The sequence below is a fragment of the Peribacillus sp. genome, from assembly GCF_059453735.1.
In genome coordinates this window covers 1-13,435 of sequence record NZ_JAZVJO010000365.1, presented here as the reverse complement: position 1 = coordinate 13,435, position 13,435 = coordinate 1, and the positions used below count along the sequence as shown (strand labels likewise).

15 protein-coding genes are annotated in these 13,435 nt (G+C 39.5%); all 15 read left to right on the top strand.

Annotated features, from left to right (window positions below; genetic code table 11):
• Positions 1-35 precede the first annotated feature (35 nt).
• A complete protein-coding gene (locus tag AC52RT_RS11860; protein ID WP_495540935.1) occupies positions 36-809 on the top strand; it encodes a CheR family methyltransferase in 774 nt (257 codons plus the stop codon).
• A gap of 193 nt (positions 810-1,002) precedes the next feature.
• Positions 1,003-2,175 carry a chorismate synthase gene (gene aroC, locus AC52RT_RS11855; protein WP_495540934.1) on the top strand — a complete coding sequence of 391 codons (1,173 nt, stop codon included), beginning with the start codon at positions 1,003-1,005 and terminating at the stop codon, positions 2,173-2,175.
• A 2-nt stretch (positions 2,176-2,177) separates the two neighbouring features.
• Positions 2,178-3,248 carry a 3-dehydroquinate synthase gene (gene aroB / locus AC52RT_RS11850; protein WP_495540933.1) on the top strand — a complete coding sequence of 357 codons (1,071 nt, stop codon included), beginning with the start codon at positions 2,178-2,180 and terminating at the stop codon, positions 3,246-3,248.
• Positions 3,249-3,280: 32 nt separating this feature from the next.
• On the top strand, positions 3,281-3,652 hold the full coding sequence (gene aroH / locus AC52RT_RS11845) for a chorismate mutase (protein ID WP_495540932.1): 372 nt from the start codon (positions 3,281-3,283) through the stop codon (positions 3,650-3,652).
• Between the two features lie 102 nt (positions 3,653-3,754).
• Entirely contained in the window at positions 3,755-4,855 is a 1,101-nt protein-coding gene (gene hisC, locus AC52RT_RS11840; RefSeq protein WP_495540931.1) for a histidinol-phosphate transaminase, read from the top strand.
• Between the two features lie 28 nt (positions 4,856-4,883).
• Positions 4,884-5,987, top strand: a complete 1,104-nt coding sequence (locus AC52RT_RS11835) for a prephenate dehydrogenase (RefSeq protein ID WP_495540930.1) — start codon at positions 4,884-4,886, stop codon at positions 5,985-5,987.
• A gap of 28 nt (positions 5,988-6,015) precedes the next feature.
• Positions 6,016-7,302 (top strand): 3-phosphoshikimate 1-carboxyvinyltransferase, encoded by a 1,287-nt coding sequence (gene aroA / locus AC52RT_RS11830; protein ID WP_495540929.1) that lies wholly within the window; start codon positions 6,016-6,018, stop codon positions 7,300-7,302.
• A 434-nt stretch (positions 7,303-7,736) separates the two neighbouring features.
• Entirely contained in the window at positions 7,737-9,005 is a 1,269-nt protein-coding gene (locus AC52RT_RS11825; protein ID WP_495540928.1) for a tetratricopeptide repeat protein, read from the top strand.
• 45 nt (positions 9,006-9,050) lie between these two features.
• Positions 9,051-9,599 carry a ReoY family proteolytic degradation factor gene (locus tag AC52RT_RS11820; RefSeq protein ID WP_040376276.1) on the top strand — a complete coding sequence of 183 codons (549 nt, stop codon included), beginning with the start codon at positions 9,051-9,053 and terminating at the stop codon, positions 9,597-9,599.
• Positions 9,600-9,803: 204 nt separating this feature from the next.
• Positions 9,804-10,289, top strand: coding sequence for a DUF2487 family protein (locus tag AC52RT_RS11815; RefSeq protein ID WP_495540927.1), 486 nt, complete (start codon positions 9,804-9,806; stop codon positions 10,287-10,289).
• Positions 10,290-10,401: 112 nt separating this feature from the next.
• Positions 10,402-10,899: a QcrA and Rieske domain-containing protein gene (locus AC52RT_RS11810; RefSeq protein ID WP_495540926.1), complete on the top strand. Its 498-nt coding sequence runs from the start codon at positions 10,402-10,404 to the stop codon at positions 10,897-10,899.
• A 14-nt stretch (positions 10,900-10,913) separates the two neighbouring features.
• The gene (gene qcrB / locus AC52RT_RS11805; RefSeq protein WP_040376274.1) at positions 10,914-11,588 is read left to right on the top strand and encodes a menaquinol-cytochrome c reductase cytochrome b subunit; all 675 of its coding nucleotides are present in this window, start codon (positions 10,914-10,916) and stop codon (positions 11,586-11,588) included.
• A 44-nt stretch (positions 11,589-11,632) separates the two neighbouring features.
• Entirely contained in the window at positions 11,633-12,400 is a 768-nt protein-coding gene (locus tag AC52RT_RS11800) for a menaquinol-cytochrome c reductase cytochrome b/c subunit (protein ID WP_495540925.1), read from the top strand.
• A gap of 124 nt (positions 12,401-12,524) precedes the next feature.
• Positions 12,525-13,115, top strand: coding sequence for a lipoprotein heptaprenylglyceryl N-acetyltransferase LhaT (gene lhaT / locus AC52RT_RS11795; protein ID WP_495540924.1), 591 nt, complete (start codon positions 12,525-12,527; stop codon positions 13,113-13,115).
• 72 nt (positions 13,116-13,187) lie between these two features.
• A partial coding sequence (locus AC52RT_RS11790) for a sporulation protein YpjB (RefSeq protein WP_495540923.1) occupies positions 13,188-13,435 on the top strand: 248 nt, incomplete at its 3' end.

Sequence of the window (13,435 nt, the reverse complement as noted above, 5' to 3'; positions counted from 1 at the left end):
TACTATTGATGGATTTTGTTGAAGGAGTCGTTGGAATGCCGAGCGAATATGAACAGTTTACCTTAAATATTAAAACACTCACAGGCATTGATTTGTCTCTTTATAAGGAATCACAAATGAAACGCAGATTAACTTCCTTGTATGAAAAAAAAGGTTTGTCTTCTTTTACCGAATACTATAAAAATATTAAAATGGAACCAGCTATTTTAAATGAATTTTTAGATCGAATGACGATTAATGTTTCAGAATTTTATCGGAATTATAAACGTTGGGAGATCTTTGAGAACAAGATCTTACCAAGGATGCTTAAATCATCACCATCCTTGAAGATATGGAGTGCGGCTTGTTCAACTGGTGAAGAACCCTATACAATTGCGATGATACTTTCTAAGTATCTGCCACTATCGAATCTCTCTATCTATGCTACCGATATTGATGAAAATGTTCTAGTTAAAGCAAAACGGGGAATCTATCCGGAAAGGTCATTAAATGAAGTACCCTTAGACATAAAAAACAAATTCTTCATTCAAGAAGACGGGTTTTATCGAGTGACAGACGACATTAAACGAACGGTCACGTTTAAAAAACATAATTTACTGGCGGAAAAATTTCATACTCACTATGATTTGATTGTCTGTCGGAATGTGTTAATTTATTTTACAGAAGAAGCAAAAAACCAGCTTTATCAAAAATTTAGTGCAGCACTAAAATCTGATGGAGTATTCTTTGTTGGAAGCACAGAACAGATATTTAATCCAGCTCAATTTGATTTGACGACAGAAGATACTTTTTTTTATAAAAAAAAATAATAGACCATGGAAGTACGGGCAGTCTTGTGAAAGACGTCCGTATTTTTTTATCTTTAATGGATGTATGGAAAGAGAAAGTTCATGTAAAATTAAGAGATAGAAAAGGACTGGTTTATCTTGTTCCCACTTTTCACAAAATTGTGGTATATTGATACATAAATCCTTTAATGGTTTAAAAGGGGGAAGAATACAGATGAGATTTCTAACAGCAGGTGAATCACATGGACCGCAGTTGACGACCATAATTGAAGGTCTTCCAGCAGGGATGCCGATTACAGCAGATGATATTAACGAACAATTAGCAAGGCGCCAAAAAGGACATGGCCGAGGCAGAAGGATGCAGATCGAAAAAGATCAGGTATTCATTGGGTCTGGAATAAGGCATGGCTTAACACTTGGTTCTCCAGTCACACTCGTTGTCGAAAATAACGATTGGAAACATTGGACAAAGATTATGGGCAGTGAACCAATATCGGAAGAAGAAGAGGAAGATATTAAACGTAAAATTACCAGACCGCGGCCGGGTCATGCAGATCTAAACGGCGGAATCAAATATGGTCACCGTGATCTCCGAAATGTACTAGAGCGTTCTTCTGCTCGTGAGACAACGGTTCGTGTAGCAGCAGGAGCTGCAGCAAAGAAACTATTATCCTTATTAGGTATTGAGATTGCTTCACATGTTCTTGAAATTGGCGGAGTAAAAGCGAATCCAGCTCCTTACACTTCTATTAAGGAATTACAAGAGGTAACAGAAGCCTCATCAGTAAGATGCTTTGATTCTTCTGTAGAACAAGAGATGAAGGATGCGATAGATCTTGCTAAGAAAAATGGCGATTCAATAGGCGGAATTGTTGAGGTCGTTGTAGAAGGAATGCCGGCAGGAGTGGGAAGTTATGTCCATTATGACCGGAAGCTTGATGCGAAACTTGCAGCTGCCATTGTCAGCATTAATGCGTTTAAGGGTGTTGAGATAGGAATTGGATTTGAAGCTGCTCATCGTTTTGGCAGTGAAGTTCATGATGAAATTGCCTATAACGAGGAGTCTGGTTATTACCGAAAAACAAACCGTCTTGGCGGATTTGAAGGCGGAATGACGAGTGGAATGCCAATTATTGTCCGTGGAGTAATGAAGCCTATCCCTACCTTATATAAACCGCTGAAAAGTGTGGATATTGATTCTAAGGAAGTGTTTACAGCAAGCGTTGAACGATCTGACAGCTGTGCGGTTCCTGCAGCAGCTGTAGTAGCAGAAGCCGCTGTAGCATGGGAGTTAGCAACAGCCATTGTGGAACAATTTCCATCCGACCGTTTTGATCAACTTGCAGCTTATCTTGAATCATACAGGAAAGAAACAAGGGAGTTTTAATAATGGAAATAATCGATATTAACACATCGAAAAGCTACCCTGTCTATGTGGGACAAGGCGCTATTGAGGCGCTGCCGGAATTTATTGGCCGCTACAGTCATATAAGCCGTATTTTACTTATTACTGATGAAAAGGTTGCAGGCATTCATTTACATAGAGTAAAAGAAATGGTGGAGAAAACAGGCAAGCCTGTTGAAGTATGTATCGTTCCTGAAGGTGAGCATGCAAAGACATTTGAAGTGTTTTATCAATGTCAAAGCTTTGCTTTAGCTCATAACCTTAATAGAAAGTCATTGGTTCTTGCCTTAGGAGGCGGAGCTGTTGGCGATTTAGCAGGATTTGTGGCTTCAACCTTTATGAGAGGTATTCCGTTTATTCAATTACCTACTACTTTACTTGCGCATGATAGTGCCGTTGGCGGCAAAGTGGCCATTAATCATCCGGAAGGGAAGAATATGATTGGTGTTTTCTATCAGCCTGAAGCTGTGTTCTATGACTTAGATTTCCTAAAAACCCTTCCAGAAAAAGAGTTACGCTCAGGTTTTGCTGAAGTAATCAAGCATGCGTTAATTGACGATTCAGATTTTTATCAATGGCTGATTACCAACATCACGAATTTAAATTCGATAACAAATGAACAGTTTTTGACCATTGTCAAAAGAGGAATAGAAGTTAAGGCTGCAATTGTGGCAGCAGATGAAAGAGAAGAGGGTGTACGAGCGTATTTGAATTTTGGCCACACATTAGGACATGCCATTGAAGCAGCTATGGGTTACGGAAACTTTACTCACGGTGAATCGGTATTAATCGGGACTGTTTTTGCTCTGAATTTAAGTTTGAAAAAACAAGACTTTCCGTTTAATCTAGACGAATTTATTCAATGGGTGCAATCACTCGGCTACCAAACCACTATTCCTGAAACACTGCAAAAGCAAACACTGCTCAGCAATATGAAAAAAGATAAGAAAACAATTAGCGAACAAATTACTTTTGTACTACTCGCTAAACTTGGAAATCCTTATTTAACTGAAGTGGATGATCGAACAGTAATGGAAGAGCTAAAGAGGCAGTAGGTTAATTTTAACCCTGCATGGGAGGCAGAAGCATGATAAGAGGCGTAAGAGGAGCGACGACCGTACAAGTTGATACAGATCTAGAGATCTTGACAGCTGTTGAACGATTATTAAGGGAAATGATTGAACTGAATTCAATTGAGCCTGAGAAAGTTGCGTCGATATTTATTTCGATGACTGAGGATTTGCGGTCTGCTTTTCCAGCAAAAGCGCTCCGTAAAATTGATGGATGGACATATGTCCCTGTCGTTTGTATGCAAGAAATCCCAATCGTAAATTCGCTGCCTTTATGTATTCGGATTATGCTTCATTTAAATACGGATAAAGAGCAGGCTCAGATTCACCATGTTTATCAAGAAGGAGCGACAGTGCTTCGTCCTGACCTCTTCACAGAAAGTCCATAATGGAGCGATCTGCCTATAAAGAAGCGCGGAGTATGATATACTAACTATACACTCTGTCACTTTAAAGCGATGAACTTAAAATCTTAAGATGAGGTGAGAAGTTTGAAATGGAATAAAGCGGTGTTATCTTTAACACCCTATCAACCTGGTAAATCTATTGAAGCAGTGAAAAGGCAATATGGTTTAGAAAAAATAACGAAGCTTGCATCGAATGAAAACCCATTCGGATGTTCAGCGGAAGTAAAAAAAGCGATTGCTGCTTATGCAGATTCGTTTGCTATCTATCCAGACGGCTATGCTACTTTACTCAGAGAAGCAGTTGCTGAACATGTCGGAGTAAATGGAAAACAATTAATTTTTGGTAATGGTTCCGATGAGAATATACAAATTATCTCTCGCAGTCTTTTAGATTCTTCAAAGAATACAGTTATGGCTACTCCTTCTTTTTCTCAATACCGTCATAATGCGATCCTTGAAGGTGCGGAGGTAAGAGAAATCCCGTTAATTGAAGGGGCACATAATCTTGATGGAATGCTTGCCGCAATTGATGAAAATACAGCTGTTGTTTGGGTATGTACGCCAAATAATCCAACGGGTGATTACATCGATGAGGCATCACTTCGTCAATTTCTTAATCAAGTACCTGAAGACGTACTTGTGGTGTTGGATGAAGCCTATAGTGAGTATGTGATCGCAGAGGACTATCCGAAAACAGAGAAATGGATTGAAACCTATAAAAACATTATTGTTCTGCGGACTTTTTCGAAGGCATATGGTCTTGCCAGCCTTCGTGTTGGTTATGGAATAGCGGATGAAGACATTATTCAAAAACTAGATCCTGCGCGCGAACCGTTTAATGCTAATACAATTGGTCAAATAGCAGCCAAAATTGCGCTTCAGGATCAGGCATTTATTGAGCGCTGCCGAGATGAAAACCGTCAAGGACTGGAGCAATATTATGCGTTCTGTCAAGAAGAGGATCTATCTTATTACCCATCACAGGCCAATTTTATTTTAATTGATTTTGAAATTGATTCAGATGAGGTCTTTCAATATTTACTTGAACATGGATATATTACACGTTCTGGAAAAGGCCTCGGTTTTCCGACCAGCCTGCGTATTACAGTAGGTTCCAAGGAACAGAATGCGGAAATCATTGCCGTTATTAAGGAGTTTTTAGCTCTTCAAAAAAACGAAAAATAAGTGAGCTGGTATGGAAGGCGGGAATGGAATGGGCAGAAATGTATTCGTAATTGGCCTTGGTTTAATCGGCGGATCCCTAGCCATGGCCATCAAAGATAAACATCGAACCGCTGTCATTACCGGCTTCGATACAGATGAAAATAATGTGAACTTGGCAAAATTGCTTGGGATCATTGATGACTCGGTTGATTCGATTGAAGAGGGAGTCAAGGTTGCTGATTTGATTCTCTTGGCAATCCCAGTTGTCGAAACGGAGAAAATCCTTAAGCGTTTGGCTGACATGCCGCTAAAACAAGATGTTATTATCACGGATGCGGGCAGTACGAAAGGGACCATCCATCTTGCTGCAAGAAGCCTGATCGATAAAGGGATTACCTTTATCGGAGGTCATCCTATGGCTGGATCTCATAAAAGCGGTGCAGGAGCGGCAAAACTTCATTTATTCGAGAATGCCTTTTATTTATTAGTACCGCCTGAAAACATACAAGATGATCAATTGGTGTTATTAAAAGAGTGGCTGAGTGGAACGAAGGCGAATTTTTTAACAGTTAATCCACATACACATGATTTGCTTACAGGTGTGGTCAGCCACTTTCCACACATTATTGCAGCCGGCCTTGTAAAACAGGCCGAGAATTACAGCCGTGATAATCCTTTGATCACGAGACTGGCTGCAGGCGGGTTTAGAGATATTACGCGTATCGCGTCAAGTAATCCCGTTATGTGGCATGATATATTAATCAATAATAAAGATGTGCTGCTTAAATTGATGAATGAATGGCAGGTTGAAATGGAAGCCATTAAACATCATATTAAGAGCGAGAACAGCGATGAAATCCTTCGCTTTTTTTCAGAAGCTAAAGATTTCCGTGATGAACTTCCATCGGGCGGAAAAGGAGCCATTCCGGCTTTTTATGACTTATATATTGATATCCCAGATTATCCAGGTATCGTTTCTGAAATTACCGGATATTTGGCGCAAGAGTCGATTAGTTTAACAAATATTCGTATACTTGAAACAAGAGAAGAAATCTATGGTGTCTTGATCGTCAGTTTTCAAACAGAAACTGACCGTCAAAAAGCCGCAGATTGCATAGCGAAGTATACAAGTTACGAAACTATATTAGCGTAGGTTAAAAACTGCTGCGGAGGAGGCTTCCATGAATACTCGTGTGTTAAAGACGAATGTTGCATCTATACGTGGAATGGTTTCTGTACCTGGAGATAAATCCATTTCACATCGGTCGATTATGTTTGGGTCGATTGCTGAAGGAACCACTAAGGTCGAACATTTTCTGCCCGGTGCAGATTGTTTGAGCACAATTGCGTGTTTTAAGAATCTTGGTGTCAGCATTGAACAAAAAGGAACAAGTGTATACATTGAAGGTCAAGGTCTAGATGGGCTTAAAGAACCAGAAGGCGTACTGGATGTTGGAAATTCAGGTACAACCATTCGTTTAATGATGGGCATTCTTTCTGGACGTCCGTTTCATACAGTATTAATGGGCGATGAGTCAATTGCTAAACGACCGATGACGAGAGTAGTTAATCCGCTGAGAGAAATGGGGGCAAGGATTGAGGGCCGCCATAACGGAGAACTCACTCCGCTTTCTGTGACTGGAAGTAAAATGCAGGGAATCCGTTATGAATTGCCTGTCGCCAGTGCTCAGGTCAAATCAGCTATTCTTTTGGCAGGATTGCAAGCTGAAGGAAGAACAGTCGTAGTCGAACCTGAAAGAACAAGAGATCATACCGAGAGGATGATTGTGGAATTCGGCGGTACGGTTTCAAGAGAAGGTAATGAAATCAGCGTTGAAGGAAATCAGCACTTAAAAGGAACATCAATTTATGTTCCAGGTGATATATCCTCAGCTGCATTCTTTATGGTTGCTGCGGCCATTACAAAAAATAGTGAAGTCGTTTTAAAAAATGTCGGTTTAAATCCGACTCGAACCGGTATTATTGATGTTATGAAAAATATGGGCGCTGACATCCATGTTGAAGTGACACATAATGAAGCCGAACCATATGGAGATATTACGGTCAAATCTTCAAGATTAAAAGCGACCATAATCGAAGGTGACCTAATACCACGATTGATTGATGAACTGCCTGTAATTGCCTTATTGGCCGTCAAAGCAGATGGAACGACAATCATTAAGGACGCTTCTGAGCTTAAAGTAAAAGAAACGAATCGGATTGATACGGTAGCAGATGAATTGTCGAGTATTGGTGCTGACATTACCCCTACTGATGATGGTTTAATTATTAAAGGTGGAAGTTCTCTTTCTGGCGGGCAGGTATCCAGTCATGGAGATCATCGTATAGGAATGATGCTTGCCGTAGCAGGATTGGTTGCTGAAGAAGAGATGATTTTAGAAGACCCTGAAGCGATTCAGGTGTCCTATCCAGCATTTTTTGAAGACTTACATACATTAATTCAGTAGGACAGCCCTCTTATGAGGGTTTTTTGTTTTAAAAGTGTGTTCTACAATTTTATAAAACGATTCTTATTTACCTCTTTTATCCATATGTTATAACAAGGTATAGGAGAGGAGGGATATGAGGGGTGAAGGATCATAGGAGCATGATTACGATTCATGATAGGTCTGCTGTATTCATGAGTGGGAATAAAAATCTTGTAGTCAAATAACCCCGGGGAACTGCGCCGTCTTATAGGATGAAAGTTTATGATTAAAACAACTGTATAGCAGATGTGAAGAATAATTAAGCTGCTTAAATAGCATTGATAGGAAGTAGTATGATAAAATTGTGGTCACTATCCACATAGTGATGATTACTAATTAAAGAAATCCGTAGATTAGACTTTATAAAGGTATTTGACTGATAGTCAATTGATTGCAAGGAAGGAATTACCCGAATGAATACTGTAGAAAAAGCCATAGACCTTTTGAGAAAAGGTGAACTTGAACAGGCGGAAATCCTGATAAAACGGATTAAGGCCTCTGAGTCGGCAGAAGATTTATTAATTTTAGCTGAAGAAATGTTTCAATTGGGTTTTATGGAGGAAGCAAAGGCCTTATTTGAGCATTTAAATGCAATGTACCCTGGTGAAGGAGAGTTAATTGTCTCTTTGGCGGAAATCCTTGTTGATATGGATCAAGAGGATGAAGCGATGCTACTCTTAGAGAAAATTGATCCGTCAGATGAAGTTTATCCGAGTGCGTTGTTATTGGAAGCTGATTTGTATCAGCTCCAAGGAATGGATGAAGTAAGCGAAAGAAAATTATTAATGGCGAAAGATTTGCTTCCAGATGAAGTTTTGATTGATTTTGCGCTTGGAGAGTTATACTTTCAACAAGGGAAGGATCAGAAAGCGATTGAAAGTTATAATTTGGTCCTTCCTCATGAAACGGAAATCGGCGGAGTCAATATTAATCAAAGAGTTGCAGAAGCTTTAAGCAGTACGGGACGTTTCGAAGAAGCTATGTCTTATTACGAAACAGCTATAGGAGAAAAATTAGAGATTAATACACTGTTTGAATATGCACTTACTGCTTATCAGGCAGGATTCTTTGAAACAGCTATCAATAAGTTCATTGAGCTAAAAGAACTTGACCCTGAATATCATTCCCTCTATCTGCCGCTGGCAAGATCGTACGAGCATCTTGAGGAGCTGGACAAGTCTCTTGAAACAGCTAAAGATGGAATTCGTGCCGATCAATTTAATAAAGAACTTTATTTATTCGCAGGAAAAATTTCAATTAAAAAAGGAAAAGCAGAAGAAGCGGAATCACTATTTCGAGAAGCACTCGCCATTGATCCAGGTTATTTAGAGGCTGCATTGACTTTATTGAAACTGCTAAGCCAGGCTGAAAAATATGAAGATGTCCTCGAAACCATTGAAAGTATACGCTCATATGGAGAAGATGATCCGCAATTCGATTGGCTGTCTGCGGTCAGTCAGCAAAATTTAGAGCAATATAAAGAGGCATTAAACAGCTACCATAAAGCATATAATTCTTTTAATAACAACCAAGATTTTCTTGAAGATTATGGTTTCTTTTTAATTGAAGAAGGAGACAGGCATACCTCTAGAGAAATATTTAATAGGCTGCAAAAAATGGATCCAGCCAATGATGAATATGCCTTAGTTCTGGAGCGTCTAGAAGAAACACCGGAACACTAGTTGGATAGCCAAAACTAGATCAAAAATGGGCAGAGGAGGGAAATTATGGTGGCTACCCCTGTATCTGTGAACGAAAAGAAAGATTTTATCCGCTGGTTTTTAAATCATTATCAATTGAAGCGCAGGGAATGTGTTTGGATTTTGAATTACCTCATGAGCCACGACCAGTTGATGAAAAAAGTACATTTTGTTGAGCATGCCCAGTATTGTCCACGCGGGTTAATCATGTCTACCCATTGTGTGGAGGAAGCTCCTTTTCGATTCTACAAATCCAATATTATGACAACAGATGCTGAGAAATCCTTTCACGATATCCGCCTCAATCGAGACGAAGATATTTACATCCAGTTGAATTTTAAATCTGCATACTCTTCTTATCAATACGCAGCCGTACTTGAGGATAATCCGTTTCGTCCTAAAAGCTCGGAAGCGAATGAAAAAGATAAAATGCTGGCCGAAAAATTCCTTGAGAACACGATGGTTTCTTTCCAGCGTGAGCGAATCCTTCAGGAAATTGACGCGGCTTTAGATCAGCATGATGAAGAGGCCTTCCGTACCTTAACAGGCCGACTAAAAAGTCTTACACGTATATAAAATAAAGCATGTATAAAGCTTCTCCATAATCTGGAGAAGTTTATTTTTTTATAAAAAAATCTGCAGTGTTCATTTCCCTTAGCTGCTCAGTGTGATACGATCAATAAGTTTCCATTGGTTTCGCAAAAAAAGAATTACTAATACTAGAGGAAATGGTAAAAGATATAGTAAAATAGTGAGAAATGGGATTTTAGGAGTGAGTTTATGAAATGGGTTCCAAAAGATATCACCATGTACAAGCAGGCTAAGGAATATGTAGACAGTGCTCTGCTAACAGCCGTTCCACTTTCATTTAATGAAGAGATGGAGCAATCGGCGATAATGAATGAATTTATGATGGGATTAAATTATGAGCTTGAAAAGCAATTTAAAGGAAGAATCCTCATCGTTCCGCAGCTCGTGTACCTAGAGGATACAGGAAATAAAGTTGACTTGATTAAATCAGTAACAGCTGTTTTAAGGAAGAATGAATTTAAGCATATTTTCCTTCTTACTTCTGATAAGGATTGGAGTGCAGAGCAAGAATTGGACGCAGAGGTGTTTTTAATTCCGTTGCTTGATCCTAAAACAGAAGAAGGCGAAATTAGAGAGCTGGCAAGGGAAAGAGCACAAGAAATTGGAGAATCTTTCAAGAAAATTTGGAATAATGAGCTAATAAATAGGCAAAATAATACTGTCATAAAACTTTAACAAATATTGACCTTGACCAAGGAATGATATATCATTGTAATGTCCTAGTTTTATAGTGTTGTTATTGAATGGTCCGTTGGGCTGAGTTCAGTGATAGAGGGGGGGAGAAAGCATGAGCAAACAAAACGTTACAAGACGTCAGTTCCTTAATTACACACTTACTGGTGTTGGTGGATTTATGGCAGCAGGTATGATAATGCCGATGGTCAGATTTGCTATCGACCCTGTGTTAAAAGCAGAAGCTTCAGGAGATTTTGTGGCAACGAAGATGAAAGTTTCAGAATTATCGGGAGAACCTGTCCGTGTCGATTATTCATTCGACCAAAAGGATGGTTGGTACGAAACCTCGCAAACGAATACAGCTTGGGTTTACAAAACAGATGATGGGAAGATTGTTGCCTTATCGCCGATTTGTAAACATTTAGGCTGTACAGTAGCCTGGAATACGGATAAAGAAAATCCTAATCAATTTTTCTGTCCGTGCCATTATGGCAGGTACACTAAAGATGGTGTCAATGTAAAAGGTACACCGCCGATTGCACCACTGGATATGTATGCAACAAAGGAAAAAGACGGAATTCTATACTTAGGTCAGTTAATTCCACAATAAGGGGGGCGTAATACGTGATAAACAAGATTTATGATTGGGTTGACGAACGTTTAGACATTACGCCATTGTGGCGAGATATTGCTGACCATGAGGTTCCGGAACATGTTAATCCAGCGCATCATTTTTCTGCATTCGTTTATTGTTTTGGCGGATTAACATTTTTCATCACGGTTATTCAAATTCTTTCTGGTATGTTCTTAACAATGTATTATGTGCCAGATATTGTAAATGCATGGGAATCTGTGTACTATTTACAAAATGAAGTGGCATTCGGACAAATTGTCCGCGGAATGCATCACTGGGGTGCAAGTCTTGTAATCGTCATGATGTTTTTACATACTCTTCGGGTATTCTTCCAAGGTGCTTATAAAAAACCTCGTGAACTTAACTGGATGGTTGGAGTATTAATTTTCTTCATCATGCTTGCTTTAGGTTTAACAGGCTATTTATTACCATGGGACATGAAAGCATTGTTTGCAACGAAGGTGACGCTTACTATTATGGAATCAGTACCATTGATTGGACCAGCCCTTAAAACGCTGGTTGCCGGAGATCCAACGATTGTCGGAGCACAAACGTTAACACGCTTCTTTGCTGTTCACGTATTCTTCTTACCGGCTGCATTGCTTGGATTAATCGCGGCTCACTTCTTAATGATTCGTAAACAAGGTATTTCTGGACCGTTGTAAAAAATTGAGGTTAACACCTTTGCATAAAGGAGGGGGATTATTCTATGCATCGTGGAAAAGGTATGAAATTCGTAGGGGACTCACGTATTTCTACGGATCGTAAGCCGAATATACCAAAAGATTATTCGGAATATCCTGGTAAAACGGAAGCGTTTTGGCCGAATTTCCTGTTGAAGGAATGGATAGTTGGAGCAGTTTTTCTTGTAGGTTTTCTATGCTTAACAGCCGCGCATCCGTCTCCATTGGAGCGTATTGCTGACCCGACTGATACTGCATATGTACCGCTTCCAGATTGGTATTTCTTATTCTTATACCAATTGTTAAAGTATACGTATGCATCAGGTCCATTTAATATCGTTGGAGCAATGATTATTCCAGGTCTTGCGTTTGGTGCGTTGTTCTTAGCGCCATTTCTTGATAGAGGTCCTGAACGCAAACCGACTAAACGTCCGCTTGCGACAGGATTTATGCTTCTTGGGATTGCAGCAGTTTTCTATCTAACTTGGGAATCCGCTGCCCATCATGATTGGGAAGCTTCTAAAAAGCAAGGGGCAATTGTTGAAGGCGCAGATATTGATAAGGAAAGTGAAGGCTATAAGTCTTTTGAAGCCAACACATGTATTTCCTGTCATGGTGCTGAGCTGACAGGCGGGCCCGCTGCACCATCACTTGTCGATACTGGTCTTACTCCTGAAGAAGTCGCTGAGATTGCCGTAAAAGGTAAAGGCACAATGCCAGGTGGCATTTTCAAAGGGACAGATGAAGAACTTAAAGTACTATCTGAATTTGTTTCTAATGCAAAAACAGAATGATGCAGATGCTTTGAAAAAAACTGGCGGATTACTCCGTCAGTTTTTTTTGTATCTAAATGTTGGTTAATCTGGGTAATCAAGATAGAATAAATGGGAGTCTTATTTTGTTGAAAGAGGGAATAGTATGCAAATGCTTTATGGGTACCTTGGGAACCGGAATTTTTTACGTTTATTATTTTTTGTGAATTTATTTGGCACCATATACGGATATTACTGGTATGAACATCAACTATCTAACACTCCAGCAGTTTTCTTACCTTTTGTTCCAGATAGTCCGACGGCCACCTTGTTCTTTGTGTTGGTGCTGGGTGCCTTTTTACTCGGAAAAAGCTGGGGGCTGGTTGAAGCGCTGGCAATCATGACCTTATTTAAATATGGGATTTGGGCAGTCGTCATGAATTTACTGGTGTTATTGACAACTGGCAGCTTAGATGGTGTCGGATATATGCTGATGGCTTCTCATTTTGCTATGGCAGTACAGGGTTTGCTGTATGCCCCTTTTTATCGTATTAAACCCTGGCAGTTTGCTGTTGCAGCCATTTGGACCCTTCATAATGACATCATTGATTATGTGTTTAAGATGATGCCAACATACAGTGACCTTGCTGTCTATATGAATGAAATCGGTTATTTTACATTTTGGCTGAGTATCGTCTCCATCTTTATTTGCTATTATCTTGGAGTAAGAAAAAATCGGTTTACTTTAAAGCTCTAAATTTATAGTTTTGGTCTACTTGGCTTCCCTAGTACATATTGTTTAATAGATGTATGGGGAGGGACAAGTGGTATGAGAAAAAAAATTCTGCTGTTAGTGATCGTCTTATGGGTTACTTCTATTTCGAATGTCTTTGCCGCATCCTCTTCAAGTCTGGAAAAATTGAACACCATTTCTGATAAGGCGTTAGAGTTTGCTAAACAGTATCGATTTGAAGAATCTAAGGGTATGCTGCAATTTTTCTCAAAACAATTCTTGGCGACAAATGCCCGTGAGCAGCTATTTGGAATGGATGAATTACGAATCATTACAGTCGCGTA

Bases quoted from the DNA above. Each gene is read 5' to 3' on its own strand.
- AC52RT_RS11860 (WP_495540935.1), top strand. From the start codon at position 36: ATGCCGAGCGAATATGAACAGTTTACCTTAAATATTAAAACACTCACA.
- aroC (WP_495540934.1), top strand. From the start codon at position 1,003: ATGAGATTTCTAACAGCAGGTGAATCACATGGACCGCAGTTGACGACC.
- aroB (WP_495540933.1), top strand. From the start codon at position 2,178: ATGGAAATAATCGATATTAACACATCGAAAAGCTACCCTGTCTATGTG.
- aroH (WP_495540932.1), top strand. From the start codon at position 3,281: ATGATAAGAGGCGTAAGAGGAGCGACGACCGTACAAGTTGATACAGAT.
- AC52RT_RS11835 (WP_495540930.1), top strand. From the start codon at position 4,884: ATGGGCAGAAATGTATTCGTAATTGGCCTTGGTTTAATCGGCGGATCC.
- aroA (WP_495540929.1), top strand. From the start codon at position 6,016: ATGAATACTCGTGTGTTAAAGACGAATGTTGCATCTATACGTGGAATG.
- AC52RT_RS11825 (WP_495540928.1), top strand. From the start codon at position 7,737: ATGAATACTGTAGAAAAAGCCATAGACCTTTTGAGAAAAGGTGAACTT.
- AC52RT_RS11820 (WP_040376276.1), top strand. From the start codon at position 9,051: ATGGTGGCTACCCCTGTATCTGTGAACGAAAAGAAAGATTTTATCCGC.
- AC52RT_RS11815 (WP_495540927.1), top strand. From the start codon at position 9,804: ATGAAATGGGTTCCAAAAGATATCACCATGTACAAGCAGGCTAAGGAA.
- AC52RT_RS11810 (WP_495540926.1), top strand. From the start codon at position 10,402: ATGAGCAAACAAAACGTTACAAGACGTCAGTTCCTTAATTACACACTT.
- AC52RT_RS11800 (WP_495540925.1), top strand. From the start codon at position 11,633: ATGCATCGTGGAAAAGGTATGAAATTCGTAGGGGACTCACGTATTTCT.
- lhaT (WP_495540924.1), top strand. From the start codon at position 12,525: ATGCAAATGCTTTATGGGTACCTTGGGAACCGGAATTTTTTACGTTTA.